Origin of the sequence: Mannheimia bovis (genome assembly GCF_014541205.1) — a bacterium.
GTDB classification, from domain to species: domain Bacteria; phylum Pseudomonadota; class Gammaproteobacteria; order Enterobacterales; family Pasteurellaceae; genus Mannheimia; species Mannheimia bovis.
Genome location: NZ_CP061280.1, coordinates 209,020 through 225,264, shown reverse-complemented (window position 1 = coordinate 225,264; position 16,245 = coordinate 209,020). Strand labels below are relative to the sequence as shown.

Annotated in this window: 14 protein-coding genes; 13 read left to right on the top strand and 1 reads right to left on the bottom strand. The window is 32.2% G+C overall.

Going from position 1 to position 16,245, the window contains the following annotated elements; all coding sequences use genetic code 11:
* Positions 1–10 precede the first annotated feature (10 nt).
* The 11 genes from ICJ55_RS01210 to ICJ55_RS01160 are packed head-to-tail and all read left to right on the top strand — an operon-like array spanning position 11 to position 12,178.
* Complete coding sequence (locus ICJ55_RS01210) at positions 11–1,126, top strand: LPS O-antigen chain length determinant protein WzzB (RefSeq protein WP_188156984.1); 1,116 nt, start codon at positions 11–13, stop codon at positions 1,124–1,126.
* A gap of 16 nt (positions 1,127–1,142) precedes the next feature.
* A complete protein-coding gene (rfbB, locus tag ICJ55_RS01205) occupies positions 1,143–2,216 on the top strand; it encodes a dTDP-glucose 4,6-dehydratase (protein ID WP_188156983.1) in 1,074 nt (357 codons plus the stop codon).
* Positions 2,217–2,275: 59 nt separating this feature from the next.
* Complete coding sequence (locus ICJ55_RS01200; protein WP_188156982.1) at positions 2,276–3,547, top strand: oligosaccharide flippase family protein; 1,272 nt, start codon at positions 2,276–2,278, stop codon at positions 3,545–3,547.
* Entirely contained in the window at positions 3,523–4,626 is a 1,104-nt protein-coding gene (gene glf, locus ICJ55_RS01195) for a UDP-galactopyranose mutase (RefSeq protein ID WP_188156981.1), read from the top strand. The genes ICJ55_RS01200 and glf overlap by 25 nt, the downstream gene beginning before the upstream one ends.
* A gap of 13 nt (positions 4,627–4,639) precedes the next feature.
* Complete coding sequence (locus ICJ55_RS01190) at positions 4,640–5,707, top strand: glycosyltransferase (protein ID WP_188156980.1); 1,068 nt, start codon at positions 4,640–4,642, stop codon at positions 5,705–5,707.
* Between the two features lie 6 nt (positions 5,708–5,713).
* A complete protein-coding gene (locus tag ICJ55_RS01185; protein ID WP_188156979.1) occupies positions 5,714–6,814 on the top strand; it encodes a glycosyltransferase in 1,101 nt (366 codons plus the stop codon).
* A gap of 44 nt (positions 6,815–6,858) precedes the next feature.
* Positions 6,859–7,983 carry a non-hydrolyzing UDP-N-acetylglucosamine 2-epimerase gene (gene wecB, locus ICJ55_RS01180; RefSeq protein WP_188156978.1) on the top strand — a complete coding sequence of 375 codons (1,125 nt, stop codon included), beginning with the start codon at positions 6,859–6,861 and terminating at the stop codon, positions 7,981–7,983.
* 39 nt (positions 7,984–8,022) lie between these two features.
* Entirely contained in the window at positions 8,023–9,006 is a 984-nt protein-coding gene (locus ICJ55_RS01175; protein WP_188156977.1) for an EpsG family protein, read from the top strand.
* 25 nt (positions 9,007–9,031) lie between these two features.
* On the top strand, positions 9,032–10,132 hold the full coding sequence (locus tag ICJ55_RS01170; RefSeq protein ID WP_188156976.1) for a glycosyltransferase: 1,101 nt from the start codon (positions 9,032–9,034) through the stop codon (positions 10,130–10,132).
* Between the two features lie 15 nt (positions 10,133–10,147).
* Positions 10,148–10,897 (top strand): glycosyltransferase family 2 protein, encoded by a 750-nt coding sequence (locus tag ICJ55_RS01165; protein ID WP_188156975.1) that lies wholly within the window; start codon positions 10,148–10,150, stop codon positions 10,895–10,897.
* A gap of 9 nt (positions 10,898–10,906) precedes the next feature.
* Positions 10,907–12,178 carry a sugar transferase gene (locus ICJ55_RS01160; RefSeq protein ID WP_188156974.1) on the top strand — a complete coding sequence of 424 codons (1,272 nt, stop codon included), beginning with the start codon at positions 10,907–10,909 and terminating at the stop codon, positions 12,176–12,178.
* Between the two features lie 301 nt (positions 12,179–12,479).
* Here the strand turns inward: ICJ55_RS01160 and ICJ55_RS01155 are convergent, their stop codons facing one another.
* The gene (locus tag ICJ55_RS01155) at positions 12,480–13,739 is read right to left on the bottom strand and encodes an O-antigen ligase family protein (protein WP_188156973.1); all 1,260 of its coding nucleotides are present in this window, start codon (positions 13,737–13,739) and stop codon (positions 12,480–12,482) included.
* A 247-nt stretch (positions 13,740–13,986) separates the two neighbouring features.
* Between ICJ55_RS01155 and rpsU the strand changes: the two genes are divergently transcribed.
* On the top strand, positions 13,987–14,202 hold the full coding sequence (gene rpsU / locus ICJ55_RS01150; protein ID WP_006252283.1) for a 30S ribosomal protein S21: 216 nt from the start codon (positions 13,987–13,989) through the stop codon (positions 14,200–14,202).
* A gap of 155 nt (positions 14,203–14,357) precedes the next feature.
* Positions 14,358–16,106, top strand: a complete 1,749-nt coding sequence (gene dnaG, locus ICJ55_RS01145) for a DNA primase (RefSeq protein WP_188156972.1) — start codon at positions 14,358–14,360, stop codon at positions 16,104–16,106.
* Positions 16,107–16,245 lie beyond the last annotated feature (139 nt).

The following is a 16,245-nucleotide window of genomic DNA, read 5'->3' as shown; positions in this document are numbered from 1 at the left end:
AGAGGACGTTATGGCAGATTTACCAAAAACAGTTGAACAACATTCAGATGAGATCGATTTAACTGAGATTATCCGTGCTTTATGGGACAAGAAAATTTGGATTATTTTAACTACTTTTGTTACTACCTTACTAGCGGGTATTTATGCTTTTACTGCAAAAGAGCAATGGACTTCTAAGGCTACTGTTATTGCCCCGACATCAGTAGAGCTGGGTGATTACTTGAATATTCGCCGAGAATATAACCGTATATTACGTCAAGAAACTATAGAGCCAAAAAGCTTGTCTGAAAGTTTATTTAATAGTTTTAATCGTTTAGCACAATCTTCAGATATTAGAAATGATTTTTTCACAGGATCTGCAGTTTATAAAAAATTAACTCAAGGTAAAGATGAGCAAGCTCAACGATTAATTTTATCTAAGTTAAGTTCTGAGCTTACTAATTTCAAAGCACCAGATACAAAGAAAGATCCAAATGCTATTGGTAATACAATTACTTTTTCAGCAGATAACCCCATTGATGCTCAAGATACGTTAAAAGAGTTGATTGAGTTTATTAATACTAAAGCTTTGAAAATGGAATTAGATGATTTTCTAGTGGATTTTCAGAATTTATTGATATCACTAAAGTATGAAAGAACCCTTATTCAAGAAGATTTATCAGTTAATAAATCTGTAAAATTAGATAATTTAAATAAAGCGTATGAAACTGCGATAAAAGCAGGGATTAAGGAATATTCTAAAATATTGAATGATGATTCTAGAAATATTGTAGCAGCTTTAAGTGATACTAAAATCCCTCTTTCTGATTCACAATTAGCAGATAGTTCCTATTTGTTTATGCTAGGGGAAAAGTATTTAAAAGCCCAAATTGATGTCGCAAATGAAAAAGATGTTGTTTATCCTCCTCGTTATTATCAAATTGATTATCAAATTGAACAATTAGAGCTTTTACTCGAGAAAGTAAAGACTGTAACGACAAAAGCATATCGTTACCAGGCTTCTCCAGATTACCCTATAAATAAAGATAAACCTAAGACAGTAATTATTTTATTATTAGGTGTTATTGTTGGCTGTGTATTAGGATGCTTATTTGTATTATTTAATTCTCTTTTCAGAAAAGGTTAATAAGTAAGAAAAATTGATGTTAAGTAATAAATCAATTCTTATTACAGGTGGGGCAGGCTTTATCGGTTCTGCTGTTGTTAGGCATATTATTAATAGCACACAAGATAGTGTTATTAATGTAGATAAGCTAACTTATGCAGGAAACTTAGAATCTCTAATAGAGATTGAAGATAATTCAAGATATGTTTTTGAGCAGGTAGATATTTGCGATAGAAAAACACTAGAGCAGATATTTGATAAATATCAGCCAGATGCATTAATGCACTTAGCTGCAGAAAGCCATGTAGATCGCTCTATTGATAGTGCAGGTGAATTTATTCAGACTAATATCATTGGTACTTATACCTTATTAGAGGTTGCTCGTACTTATTGGAATGGATTATCTGAAAAGAAAAAAGCAGCGTTCCGTTTTCACCATATTTCAACAGATGAAGTTTATGGGGATTTGGAAGGAACAACCGCACTTTTTATAGAAACTACGCCTTACTCACCATCTAGCCCTTATTCTGCATCAAAAGCAGCAAGTGATCATTTAGTTCGTGCTTGGTTAAGAACATACGGATTACCAACCATAGTGACGAACTGTTCAAATAACTATGGTCCTTATCACTTTCCTGAAAAGCTTATTCCGCTAATGATATTAAATGCTTTGGAAGGTAAAAGTTTGCCAGTTTATGGTAATGGGCAGCAAATTCGTGATTGGCTATTTGTGGAAGATCATGCTCGTGCTTTATATAAGGTCGTAACAGAAGGGAAAGTGGGAGAAACTTATAATATTGGTGGACACAATGAAAAAGCCAATATAGAGGTTGTTAGAACGATTTGCCGTTTACTTGAAGAGCTTGTACCAAACAAACCTGTGGGCATTTCCAAATATGAGGATTTGATCACATTTGTAACCGACCGACCGGGGCATGATGTTCGCTATGCAATTGATGCAAGTAAAATTGAGCGTGAATTAGGTTGGAAGCCACAAGAAAGTTTTGAAAGTGGCATTCGTAAGACCGTAGAGTGGTATTTGAATAATAAAAAATGGTGGAGCAGAGTATTAGACGGCTCTTATAATCGTGAATGCTTAGGTGTTAAATAATAAGCGGTCGATTTTTTATAAAATTTTACAAAATAAGTAAACAATAGTTACTACAGAAAATGAAAAACTTATCTAATAAAATAAAAAATCTGATAGAGGGTAATAAAACGTTATTATCCAATTTTTCTTATTTATCTATTTTGCAAATTTCTTTATTATTTATGCCTTTGATTGCTTATCCATATTTAATTAGAGTGCTGGGTAAGGAACTTTATGGCTTAGTAATCTTTACTACGGTGATTGCTGGATATTTTACTATATTCATTTCTTTTGGATTTTCGATGACCGGGGCAAAAGAGGTAAGCATACATAGGGATAATTTCCAGAAACTTTCTGAAATAGTAAGTGCCATCTTAATTATAAAGTCAGTACTTTTATTAGTATGTTTTTTAGTTTTATATGGATACTTTATTCTTTACCCCAGCCCCTACCAAGTTTTATATTATTTAGCATTTGGAGCCTGTCTGTTAGATGTTATATTCCCCCAATGGTTTTTCCAAGGGATAGAAAAAATGAAATTTATTACAATGATTTCCTTGGGAGCAAGATTGGTTTTTTTAGGGCTTATCTTTGTCTTTGTTGAAGAACAAAGCGATGTTTTATGGTTTCCATTGGCAAATTTAGTTGCTACAGTAATTTCGGGGACGGCCTCTTTTTATCTGATTAAAAAGGAAGGGGTGAGATTTGTTACTCCTTCATTTTTAACTATAAAACACTATATTAAAGAGTCCTACCACTTTTTTCTGTCTAATGTATTGATACAGATTTATGTTAACTCGAACAAAGCAATTATCGGAACCTTTTTAGGAATGGGAGCTGTTGCGTATTACGATTTAGCGGAAAAAATAGTAAATTTAATTCGTATACCACAAGGGATTATTTCTCAGGTTTCTTTTCCAAGGATTAGCTCTACAAAAAGCACTTCTTTCATAAAGAAAATTTTTAGGGTTTCTCTTGTTATTAATATATTTTTATACATTCTTTTATTCTTCACAGCTGAGTATATTGTTCTGTTATTAGGTGGAAAAGAAATGCTTTCAGCAGTACCTATTGTGCAGATTTTAGGGCTTTTAGCTCCTGTAGTAGCGGTGAGCAATACAATGGGGATATTAACACTAGTTCCTTTTGGATTTAATAAACTTTTTACTAAAATGATAGGTTTTTCGGTAGTTAGTTATTTGGCAATGTTCGTTGCTGTTTGGGGGCTAGATATCATTTCTGTCTATTCTCTGAGTGTGGTTAATGTGCTGACAGAGGTTATAGTAACAATTATTTCAATTTATTTTGTTTATAAAACGGGTGTATTATGGAAAAAAAATACGATTATTTAATAGTGGGTAGTGGTTTGTTTGGTTCAATTTTTGCTTGTGAAATGACTAAAAAAGGCAAGAAATGCTTGGTTTTGGAGAGAAGAAATCACATAGCAGGGAATATTTATACTGAAGAGCAAGAAGGTATACAGGTACATAAATATGGTGCGCATATTTTCCATACAAGCAATAAAGAAGTATGGGATTATGTAAACTCTTTTGTAGAGTTTAACCGCTATACCAATACACCTATTGCTAATTACAAGGGGGAGTTATATAACTTGCCTTTTAATATGAATACTTTTTATCAGCTTTGGGGAGTAAAGACACCAGCCGAAGCCAAAGCAAAAATAGAAGAGCAAAAATTAGAATATAAACATATCACTGAGCCTAAAAATTTGGAAGAGCAAGCATTAATTTTAGGTGGAAAAGATATTTATGAAAAACTAATTAAAGGATATACTGAAAAGCAATGGGGAAGACCTGCTACAGAGATTCCGGCATTTATTATTCGCCGATTACCATTCCGTTTTACCTTTGACAATAATTATTTTAATGATTTATATCAAGGTGTCCCTATTGGAGGATACACTTTACTTATTGAAAAAATGCTCGAAGGAATTGAAGTACGACTCAATACTGATTATTTAAAAGATAAAGAGTATTGGGATAATTTAGCAGAAAAGATTGTTTATACAGGAAAAATTGATGAGTTTTTTGATCTACAATATGGAAGTTTAGATTATAGAAGCTTAAATTTTGAAACTGAGGTTTTGGATACAGAAAATTACCAAGGCAACGCCGTAGTAAATTATACAGAAAGAGAAATTCCTTATACAAGAATTATTGAGCATAAGCATTTTGAGTTCGGAACTCAACCTAAAACGATTATTACACGTGAGTATCCCGCTGACTTTTCTAAGGATAATGAAGCGTATTACCCTATTAATGATGATAAAAATCAAGTTATTTATCAAAAATATAAAACCCTTGCTGATCAAAACTCCAATGTTATCTTTGGTGGGCGGTTAGCCGAATATAAATACTACGATATGCACCAAGTAGTTGAGAAAGCGTTAGATGTAGTCAAGAATTTTTAATAAGGAAAGAAAAATGATAAAAGATAAAATTTTAATATTTGCTCCATATAAATATGATATCAATGCAGGTGGACCCTCTGGGTTTATTGCTCATAATTTAGTAAATAAACCAAATGATTTTTTTGTATTATCTCACAATATTTCCGATTCTTTCTTGGAAAGATTACAAAGAAAAATTTATTCTATAATAAGTAAGGATGAATATTTTTCTTTTTACTATAGAATGTTAAATGCACACAAATATAAATTTATCTATTTTCATGATTGTGTTTGTTTACAGCACTGCCTCAAATGGATTCCTAAAAATCAGGTAGTTATTTTGCAATCTCATAGCCCAGAGTTACCTTCACAAGAGTATCAAAGTGCTTTCCCTGAAAAAATAGAGTATATCAATTTTCTGAAAAAAGCTGAAAAAAACGCTTTTGAAAGAGCTGATATTGTGGTATTTCCTAACGAAGGTTGTATACCTTTATATAAAGAGGTTATTACACCAAATAATGAAATTAAGTTTATATTAAGTGGTGCCCAAAAAGGCTATTCAAAAGGTGATGTGCCTTCCGAAAATATTATTAAAAGTGATAAAATCAATCTAATGTATATTGGAAGAAGAAATGAAATAAAAGGTTTTGATATTGTGCTAAATACTTATCGAGAAGTCTATCAACAAAGAAAAGATCTTAATTTGATTATTATTGGCAAAGGTGAAAAAATATCAGAAGATGGAATTTGTGATATTGGTTTCTCAAATAATCCAGTGGGATGGTATAACTCGATAGATTATTTGATCAATGCTAATCGCCAAAGTTATTTTGATTTATCTATTATTGAAGCCCTTTCAACAGGGGTTCCAATTATAATGTCTGACAACTATGGTCATAAATATTATGAGAATAAAAGCCCTTTAATTCATACTTATGATGTTCAAAACCTAAATGCATTAAAAAATATTTTATTGGGCGAGTTGCGAAAAAGAGATTTTAATAGAAAAGATAATCAAGAATTATATCTAAATCACCTCACTGATGGGGATTATTATAATAGACTCAGGGACTTTACTCTATCTTTAATGAGGGGATTATAAAATTTTATGAAAAAGATTTTAATAATTGTTGAGGATTATACAAAATTTGGTGGTGTAGAAAAAGTGACAGCTAATATGTCATCAATGTTTGTAAATAATGATTTTCCAATATGGGGGGTGCTTTCTTTACATAAGGAAAATGATATTAGTCTAATTGATTATAATAAAAATTTAAATATAGAAGTTGTGAAAAGACAGAATGTTACTAACTTTATAGAAAGTAAAGGTATTACTGATGTAATTTTACAGATTGGTTCATTAAAAGAAGCCAGCTGTATTGTAAATAAATTATATGGGAAAGTAGCCATAATATCTATATTGCATAGCACACCTTATGCATATACTAAATATATTTTAGAAAAGTCGACTTGGAAAGACTGGCTGAGTTTTTTTAAAAAAGAACTTTTAGTGAGGTTTATTAATATTTTCTTTTTCAAAAATATAATTAAAAAGTCTAAATTCTTTCTTACCGTTAGTAAGAAGGGAGTAAAAGAGCTTGAAGATATTTTAAATAATTCTTATAAAAATGTGGATTATATCTATAATCTTATTCCTAATGTTTACACATCTTTAAAAAAATTCGGAGAAAAGGAAAATATCATTTTGTATGGCGGAAGATTAGATAAAAATAAAAGAGTCTTTGAAACTGTAAAGTATTTGTCTTCTCTATTAAAAAAGAGAGCTGCTTGGGAATATTATATTCTGGGTGATGGTGATGAATATGAAGAGATTCAAGAGTATATAACAAATAATAGTATAGAAAATATAAAGCTAATTGGTTTTAAAAAGAATATTTATGAGTATTTATCTAAATCTAAAATATGTTTATTGTACTCCTTGTATGAGGGGCTGCCTACAATTCTAGTGGAGGCAGGAATGTATAAAAATGTATTAATATCATACAACTCAACAAGTGGAGTTTCTGATATTATTTTAAATAATGAGAATGGTTTTATAGTTAATAATGAAAAAGAACTTATAGAAAAAATAGAATTATTAATGGATAATGAGGATTTGCTAAATAGAATGGCAGAAAGTAATTATATAAATGAGAATTTTCATTGCGATAAAATTCTAGATAAATGGAAAAAAATCCTTGATTTATAATATTTAAGTGATGATTAATTTTTACAATTCAAGAGATTAAAACTATGAAAAAAATCCTTATAATTTTTGGCACACGCCCAGAAGCAATAAAAATGGCACCTTTGGTAAAAGCGTTTCAAAAGGAAACTTCTTTTTTCGAAACTAAAGTCTGTGTAACTGCGCAGCATCGCCAAATGTTAGATCAAGTATTAGATTTTTTTGAAATCCAGCCAGATTATGACTTGGATTTAATGAAGCCAAATCAAAACCTCTATACACTTACGGCAGATATTATCACTGAGCTTAAAAATGTATTAGATGATTTTAAGCCTGATTTTGTATTTGTTCACGGTGATACAACGACGACGATGGCATCAAGTATCGCAGGGTTTTATTCAGGAGCAAAAGTATGTCATATTGAAGCTGGACTACGAACTTTTGATAAATATTCTCCATTTCCTGAAGAAATTAACCGAAAAGTGACCGGTTGTATTGCAGACTATCACTTTGCACCAACACAAAAATCCAAGGAAAATTTATTAGCAGAGCATGTTGCTGAAGAAAGCATTCTAGTCACAGGAAACACTGTCATTGATGCCCTGATATTTAGTTCTGAAAAAGTGAAAAATATTCATAATAATGAGATTGAAATACTCAAAAATATTGTAGAGAAAGATAAAAATAAAAAGCTAATTTTAGTAACTGGACATAGACGCGAAAATCATGGACAAGGTTTTATTAATATTTGTGAAGCTTTGAAAGAGATTGCGATAAGAAATACTGATGTACAAATCGTATATCCTGTGCATTTAAATCCGAATGTGAAAGAGCCTGTGTATAAGATCTTATCAGAAATTAGTAATGTTAAATTAATCGATCCATTGAGTTATCCTGCCTTTGTATGGCTAATGAATGAATCATTTATGATTATTACTGATAGTGGTGGTGTACAGGAAGAGGCTCCAAGTTTAGGTAAACCTGTATTGGTAATGAGGGATACTACTGAGAGACCAGAAGCGGTAGAAGTAGGAACAGTGATTTTGGTTGGTACGAATAAAGAAAGAATTGTTTCTGAGTGTGAGAGATTACTCCAAGATGAAACAGAATATAGAAAGATGAGTACTTTGCATAATCCGTATGGTGATGGTAAGGCATGTCAGCGTATTATTGAATTTATTAAAGGGAAGTAGTTCTATTCTTTTTACGAGTAGACTAATCAAAAAGAAATTATGGTATCATTGTACGCTTTTGCATCTCTTGCATTTATAACATTTTTTATTGCTCTCTTTAAGAAGCAGAGAAAAGTATTATATTGGATAGCTCTTTTTTCACTACTTTTATTTTCTTTTATATTAAGGGATAGTGGTTTTATAGGAGACTTTTTAGTTTATAAGGATGCGCTTAAAAGTGATATAAAAGAAATGTTGAACTCTCCATATTACTTAAGGGAAATAGGATATTGGGGAGGTAGTACTCTTTTTTATCAAGTTTTACAAGATGAAGTACTAACTTTTTTATTTATAGATTTTCTATTTTTCGCATTTTTTACTTGCTTTTGTTATAAAAATAAAATACCTGCTTATTATGTATTACTATTTTTTATTATATTTCCTTCCATTTTAGGAATACAAAATGTATATAGACAACATTTAGCAACTATTTTAATTGTAATCTCTATTTTTTCACAAATGAAAATTCCCTATAAGTTGTTGTTAATGTTTTTTGCTTCATTATTACATAATGTAACAATATTATTTTTGCCTTTTGTTTTTATTTTAAGAAAAAAATATCTATATGCTTTAGTTACATCTTTAGGTGTCTTATATATACTATTTTTTTTAGGTGGGGAGAAATCAAATCAAGAAACGGGTGAGTTTCCTCCAATATTATATATGGTTTTTATATTTGGTCTTTTCTTTTCTTTTCTTTTATTACACAAGCTAAAAATTAGATTATCTGAACTTAATAAGATATATTTTTACTTATATGCAGTAATTTTGCTCTCTTTATCATTAATTACGATGGGGGGAGGGCAAAGTAAACGGGTAGGTATGATGTTGTTTTTAATTCTTTTAACTGATATTATTTTTTTAGTAGAGAAAAAATCTAAGAATATACAAACCTTGAGACTACTAAGGAGTGCACTTGTTATTTTAGGAACTTTAAGTACTATTATACTGCCGGCATCGTATAATATGTTAATTATTGTATGATTGAAGTAAATTATGAGAGCATAGAATGAAAAAAATTTTAATTATAGATACTACTTGGCCTATAAATTCTAGAACGCAAAGATTTAAGAATAGCTTGGACTCTATTTTTAGAACGGTCGTTGTTGCTTGGAGTCGTAATGGAATTCTAGAAAATATCCCTCGGGATCATTATATATTAGAGGGTAATATAGGCTATGGAAAGCAACTAAAGAAGTTACTTTATCTTCCTATTTTTATATATTATACATATAAGGTTTCGTGTAAAGAAAAACCTAATGCTATATTTGCTAGTCATTGGGATTCGTTGATTTGTGCAACTTTTATTAGATTATTTATTAAAGGAAATACTAAGGTTATCTATGATTGTCTTGATCTACCAACCACATCAAACAGATGTTTAAAATTTATCTTGGATAAAGTAGAAAAATTTTGTTTACGCTATGTAGATTTAACTATTTTTGCTTCACGATATTTTAAGCTACTTTATTCGAATCACTTAAATAGCTATGTATTTGAAAATTATCCTTCACTAAATTCATTTCAAAAAAAAATTAATGAGCCTGAGTTTTTCAAACAGCATAAAGAAATTGATTTTAACAATATAAGAAGTGTTTCTTGGATTGGGGTTGTTCGCTATTTTGATGTTATCGAAAATATCCTGTTGGCAATAAAAAGTACTGATATTTATCTTCTTGTATTTGGTGATGGTCCAGAGCTGGATAAGTTGAAGAAAGCCGTTGACAAGCATCACTTGAATGCTCAGGTATTATTTTTTGGTAGATATAACCACTCAGAGCTTCCTTCTATATACAATATCTCTCAATGTATTTGGGCAGCCTACCCAACTAATGATTTTAATGCTGTGTATGCTATTTCAAATAAATATTTTGAGTGCTCGTTTTTTGAAAAAGATATTGTTTTATCTCAAAAAACAAAGATGGCGAAATCATTATATAATCATAAAAATGTATTACTAGTTGATGAATATTCAGTCTCTGATATAAGAGATAAATTAATGAAGTTCATTGAAAAAGGTAAAGGAAAGTATAGTAAGTATGAGCCTGATATTTTTTGGGAAGATAAAGAGAAAGAGATGTTACAGATAATCTCAGAAATAGTTGATTGATATAGGTATGTATTTATGAAAGTTAGTATAATCACACCTGCATATAATGCAGAGAATTTTCTACATAGAATCTATGACTCTTTAAAATTACAAACATTTAAGGATTTTGAGTGGATTATAATTGATGATTTTTCTCAAGATAAAACAGTTTCGATCATAGAAGACTTTATTTCAAAAAAAGAATTAAATATCATTTTCCTAGAAAATAAGGCTAATCAAGGTGTTGCTTATAGTCGAAATAGAGGTTTAGATATGGCTAACGGAGAATATATTTGTTTTTTAGATGTTGATGATACTTGGGAGCCAGATAAACTAAGTATACAGAAAGAGTTTATGGAAAAGAGTAGGGTTTTTCTATCATATATGGATTATAACCAAGTAAATGAAAAAGGTGACTTATTAAAGACTATCAAGGCACCAGATGAATGTGATTATAAAAGCTTATTAAGTTCTAATGTATTAGGTAACTTAACTTGTATGGTTGATAGAAAAGTTATCTCTAATATAAGATTTATAAAGCATGGCCATGAAGATTATATTTTTTGGTTGAATGTTTTATCCAAAATACCTAGGGCAATTAAAGTAAGTAGTGATCTTGTACATTGTAATTATATGATATCAAGTAATTCTATCTCATCTAATAAATTAAAAACTGCCATATGGCAATGGAAGATTTATAGGAATATTTTGAGGTTAAATTTCTTTGATAGTGTTGCTTATTTTATAAGTTACACTTTAAAGGGTTTAAAGAAGCATAAATTTTAGGTGGATAGCATGATTTTTAAAGATAAGAAACGCCATTCTCGTTGGTACGAACGACTATTTTTTAATACTCTGATACAAGGTGTTTTGGGTATTATCCTTACAAGTCTATTCCCAGCTTTTTATCTTTGGGGAAGCGAGTTTACTTTGCTCAATACTCGTTATAATACAATTATTGCGGCAGCTTTGGCTTTTGTAATGATTGCAATTAGTTTAAGGATGTTAATGAAATACCCAGGAAATAAATCAGCCAGTTTTGTAGTTTCTACTGTGGTTGCTTGGTATTTTATTGTACTTATAATATTAACGCTGTTCCGTTTAGACTATTCAAATATTCTGTTAGGAACAAGCTTTTCGTTAACAATGCTATTTTGCTTTATTGGTTATTTTCTATCAAGAAGGTGGATTATTCCTAAAATTGCATTTATTCCGTTTGGGCGTGCTGCTGACTTAAATAAAATTAAAAATGTAGAATGGGTTGAAATAAGAGAGCTTCAGTTAGGCAAGCAAAGAATTAATGCGATTGCAGTTGATCTTCATTATCCTGGATTATCTCCGGAGTGGAATAAATTTTTAGCTAAATGCACCTTAAATGGTATACCTGTTTATAATGTTCGTCAGTTACAGGAATCCTTAACTGGGCGTGTAAAAATTCATCATATGTATGAGAATGATTTAGGCTCATTATTGCCTTCTCCGATTTATTCTCTTATAAAACGAGTGATTGATATCTCACTTATTATACTAACTTTCCCAATAACCCTACCAATTATGGCAATTACTGCGATTGCGATTCGCCTAGAAAGTGAAGGTGGGGCTATGTTTATTCAAAATCGTGTTGGTCAAGGTGGTAAAGAGTTCCGTATCTATAAATTTAGAAGTATGTGTAAAGATTCGGAAAAAGATGGTGCACAATTTGCTTCAAGCGGAGATATGCGTGTAACCCGTATCGGGAAATTTATCCGTAAAACCCGTATTGATGAATTACCTCAATTCTTTAATGTATTAAAAGGAGATATGAGCTTAATTGGCCCTCGTCCTGAACAGAAAGCCTTTGTAGATAAATTTGAGGAAGAAATTCCATTCTACAATTATCGCCATATCGTGAAGCCGGGGATTTCCGGTTGGGCGCAAGTTGTGCATGGCTATGCAGCGGATGTTGATGATACGCGTGTGAAAGTTGAACACGACTTCTATTACATTAAAAATTTTTCTCTGTGGTTGGATATTTTAATTATTTTCAAAACATTAAAAACAATGTTAACAGGGTTTGGTGCAAGGTAAAATTCAGGTTTCTAGTCAAATCGTAAGCGATAATTTCGTCATTAGATAAGTTTTGTGATGTGTAAATTTTCTGCTATTTTTTACAGACTTTCCCTTGATACTAAAGTTTTAGTGTCGGCTCTACAAGCTGAAAATGCTGATGGGTCAGGTCAATAAATGATTTTTCCCATTTCGAAGATCAAAGTTTATCACTTATTATTTGGAAGATGAGTTGTATTTAGTCATACTAATCTGCACCTTAATTAGTTGGTTGTTTAGTCCAGCTTTTGGGGTGCAGATCAATATATATAGTGTTTTTTGATTATTTGGTATTTTCCTCTTTCTGCTTTATTAAGTGGTATAATACAATCAAAGTAAAACAGTAAAATATTGAACCTGAATTATGGGCTAGGAAAGATTGTGTTAAGAAAAAAATCATATGTGATATGATATGAATAACTCCTAATATAGCTATGCATTTTACTGCATCATTTTTGCTTTTTAGACGTCGTGCAAAAATAATTAATGGAATAAATAAAACAGCAATTAATGCAGAAAATCCGATAATACCTCGTTTAACAAAGGCTTCTAAATATTGGCTATGCAAACTGTTATAGTTTAATGTTGTTGGAGCCATCTGTTGAGACTCTACTTGTTTCTTTTGGAATTGAGTGTAACCTGAACTTCCATGTCCGAAAATTGGCTTTTCGCTTATTGCAATGAGGGCGTTTTCCCACATATCTAAACGACCACCTTGAGATGAATCTTTGATTCCTTTTTCTATATAATTTGTTATATCTGATCTGGCTGATAAGTATCTCTGTTCTAACTCAAATTCAGGCCTTGTTATAAATAATGAAATAGTGGCAATAAATATTGTACTAATTAATAAGAATATTTTTTTATTAAGCTCTTTATAGTAACAGCTCAAAATAAATAAGATGCAGAATGGAAAAGAAATCCATCCTCCTCTAGCACCTGAAAGAATACTGGCAGTTAGTCCGAATATTGCAAATATTATGTATAGAATGGCGATTCTATTTTTAGATTGATTAAACCAATAGATTGAAATAACTAAACTAAGCATAGCTAACGTAATGGAGATATCTCCTGCTTGAATACTGAATATTTCTGGAAATGGTCTATATAAGCCGAGCGCAAATCTCTGATAAACGGCTAAAACTCCTACAACTAATGCCCCAATCGGCACAAAGTGGAAAAGAGTAATTTTCTTAATTGGGTAACGTGAGAAGAAAAAAATCAACGGAATAAAAAGCAAAATTCTACTTGGATTATCAATTTCACGGAAACCATCTCCATTAAAAACTGCTGACATTACAAATGTGAGGAAATAGGCAATAAGCGAAAATACAAAAAATTTATCTTCTTTATCAAGCAACCAGCGTTGTTTTAATTTAAAGTGATAAAATAAGAAACTAAGTGTAGCGATAATACCCAATGCCATTGGTACATAGCTATAACCTTTTTTAAAGGTTAAAACAGTAACAAAAAATGTAGCGACTAGTACATTGCAGAAAAGAGTAATGTGTGATCTGTCTATTTTTTTTAAGTTAAGATGCATTGAAATATCCTAAAAAATGAAAAAATTTTTGTCATTCTACACTAAGGGCATTATGCCATCTATCTATTTTGGGTAGAAAATACTAAAATTCTGATTAGGTTGAGCATTTACAAACGAGGGTTTCAGGGTGCAAATCTGCTCTTTACTTTAATTTTTAGTTAAGGTAGAATGCACTACCTTTTTTGTTCTATGCCGCCAAAATTGTGTGCGGTTAATAATTTAATCTATTTTTCTGAGGTGATGGCACATGCCAGTAATTAAAGTTCGTGAAAATGAATCATTTGACGTTGCATTACGTCGTTTCAAACGCTCTTGCGAGAAAGCAGGTATCTTAGCAGAAGTTCGTGCTCGTGAATTCTACGAAAAACCAACTACAATTCGTAAACGTGAAAAAGCATCACTTGCTAAACGCCACGCTAAACGTAATTTCCGTGAGAACGCACGCAACACACGTTTATACTAATTAGTTCGCTAATTGGCACAAATATATCGAAACCGTGATTCCTATTTGGTTCACGGTTTTGGTGTTTTTAACGTTTCTATTTCAAGCGGTCATATTTTGGTAAAATTTTACGATAAATTATCCGCTTGTATCATTCAAAGAGCAGGAGGCAATCAATGAAAGGCACAATTCCACGTTCGTTTATTGATGATCTCATCGCTCGTACCGATATTGTTGAGGTCATCAACAGTCGGGTCAAGCTCAAAAAAGCAGGACGAGATTATCAAGCCTGTTGTCCTTTTCATCACGAGAAAACCCCTTCATTTTCGGTAAGCCAATCGAAACAGTTTTATCACTGCTTTGGTTGTGGCGTTCACGGTAATGTCATCACTTTTTTGATGGATTACGACAAATTAGAATTTCCGGAGGCAATTGAAGAGCTTGCGGCTATGCACGGGCTAGAAGTGCCGAGAGAAAATATCATTAGTCGTGATGGTAAACCGCAAGCGAATTTTAAAACCAAGCGTAACCTCTATGAGTTAATGGAGGCGGTAGCGAAGTTTTATCAGCAAAATCTTACCCATCAAATTGAGCCACAAAGTTATTTGCAACAGCGTGGTTTATCGGCGGAGATTATCGAACGTTTTGAAATTGGTTTTGCCCCTAATGCCTTTGATGCTGCATTACGCACTTTTGGGCAATCGCCTGAAGAAACACAAAAATTGCTCGATACGGGGATCTTAACCAAAAATGATAGCGGTCGAATTTACGATAAATTTCGCAATCGGGTAATGTTCCCTATTCGGGATAAGCGTGGACGTGTGATCGCTTTTGGTGGTCGAGTGTTGCCAAATGATGAGCAAGGGGCGAAGTATATGAACTCGCCTGAAACGGTAATTTACCATAAAGGTAGTGAGCTGTACGGTTTATATCAAGCACTCAAAGTGAATGAAAACCCCGATTATCTCTTTGTAGTGGAAGGCTATATGGACGTAGTGGCTCTGGCTCAATTTGGAGTAGATAATGCTGTGGCTTCATTAGGTACAGCCACCACAGGTGAGCAAATTCAGCAAATGTTCCGCTGCACTGAGCAGATTATCTGTTGCTATGATGGCGACAGAGCAGGGCGAGATGCAGCGTGGCGAGCGTTAGAAAATGCCTTACCTTACCTGCAAGATGGTCGTCAGCTCAAATTTATTTTCTTGCCTGATGGCGAAGATCCGGATACTTTCATTCGTTCACAAGGTAAAGCGGGATTTGAGCAGTATTTAGCGAAGAATGCCAAATCACTAAGCGATTTCTTGTTTGATAGTTTGCTTGCTGATGTCGATCTCTCCTCAAAAGAAGGAAAATCAAAACTGGCAGCTTTAGCGGTGCCGCTAATTAACCGCATTCCGGGTGAAATGCTGCGTGTTTATTTACGCAATATTTTAGGGCAGAAGTTAGGTATTCTCGACCCAACACAGATAGAAGCCTTATTGCCGAATAAAAAAGCGGAGGAGAGAGCGGCTCATCAAGCGGTTAAAATTAAACGAACCCCAATGCGATTACTGATAGCGTTATTATTGCAAAACCCATATTTAGTCAAATTTGTGCCTGATGTGAGTTCTCTGAACGCATTAAAAGAACCGGGTTTTGAATTATTAACGGATATTGTGGCAATTTGCCAGCAAAATGCCGGTATTAGTATGGGAGGGCTACTTGAACATTACCGAGAGAGTCCCCAATATAAAATAGTTGAAACACTCGCAAGTTGGGAACATTTAGTGTTGCCGGAAAATGTTGAAACTACCTTTATTGAAACGCTCGATTTTCTCTATGCAAAATTAGTGGAATTAAGAAAAGAAGAGTTAATTGCCAAAGACCGAACGGTGGGTTTAACTGACGATGAGAAAAAAGAGTACGTTTTATTAATGTTTCAATAGTAGGAATACACTGAGTGAGCCCACAACAAGCGGTCAAAAAAAGCATTGCTTTTTAAACGTTGGCTTTGCCAACGGCAGCGAAGCTGCGAACAATCCTTACAAGGATTGTGAGTAAAATTCATAAATTTTTTGCAAATTT

What these genes read in the sequence shown, in the direction of transcription:
- ICJ55_RS01210 (WP_188156984.1), top strand. Translation starts at nt 11, where the DNA reads ATGGCAGATTTACCAAAAACAGTTGAACAACATTCAGATGAGATCGAT.
- rfbB (WP_188156983.1), top strand. Translation starts at nt 1,143, where the DNA reads ATGTTAAGTAATAAATCAATTCTTATTACAGGTGGGGCAGGCTTTATC.
- ICJ55_RS01200 (WP_188156982.1), top strand. Translation starts at nt 2,276, where the DNA reads ATGAAAAACTTATCTAATAAAATAAAAAATCTGATAGAGGGTAATAAA.
- glf (WP_188156981.1), top strand. Translation starts at nt 3,523, where the DNA reads ATGGAAAAAAAATACGATTATTTAATAGTGGGTAGTGGTTTGTTTGGT.
- ICJ55_RS01190 (WP_188156980.1), top strand. Translation starts at nt 4,640, where the DNA reads ATGATAAAAGATAAAATTTTAATATTTGCTCCATATAAATATGATATC.
- ICJ55_RS01185 (WP_188156979.1), top strand. Translation starts at nt 5,714, where the DNA reads ATGAAAAAGATTTTAATAATTGTTGAGGATTATACAAAATTTGGTGGT.
- wecB (WP_188156978.1), top strand. Translation starts at nt 6,859, where the DNA reads ATGAAAAAAATCCTTATAATTTTTGGCACACGCCCAGAAGCAATAAAA.
- ICJ55_RS01175 (WP_188156977.1), top strand. Translation starts at nt 8,023, where the DNA reads ATGGTATCATTGTACGCTTTTGCATCTCTTGCATTTATAACATTTTTT.
- ICJ55_RS01170 (WP_188156976.1), top strand. Translation starts at nt 9,032, where the DNA reads ATGAAAAAAATTTTAATTATAGATACTACTTGGCCTATAAATTCTAGA.
- ICJ55_RS01165 (WP_188156975.1), top strand. Translation starts at nt 10,148, where the DNA reads ATGAAAGTTAGTATAATCACACCTGCATATAATGCAGAGAATTTTCTA.
- ICJ55_RS01160 (WP_188156974.1), top strand. Translation starts at nt 10,907, where the DNA reads ATGATTTTTAAAGATAAGAAACGCCATTCTCGTTGGTACGAACGACTA.
- ICJ55_RS01155 (WP_188156973.1), bottom strand. Translation starts at nt 13,739, where the DNA reads ATGCATCTTAACTTAAAAAAAATAGACAGATCACACATTACTCTTTTC.
- rpsU (WP_006252283.1), top strand. Translation starts at nt 13,987, where the DNA reads ATGCCAGTAATTAAAGTTCGTGAAAATGAATCATTTGACGTTGCATTA.
- dnaG (WP_188156972.1), top strand. Translation starts at nt 14,358, where the DNA reads ATGAAAGGCACAATTCCACGTTCGTTTATTGATGATCTCATCGCTCGT.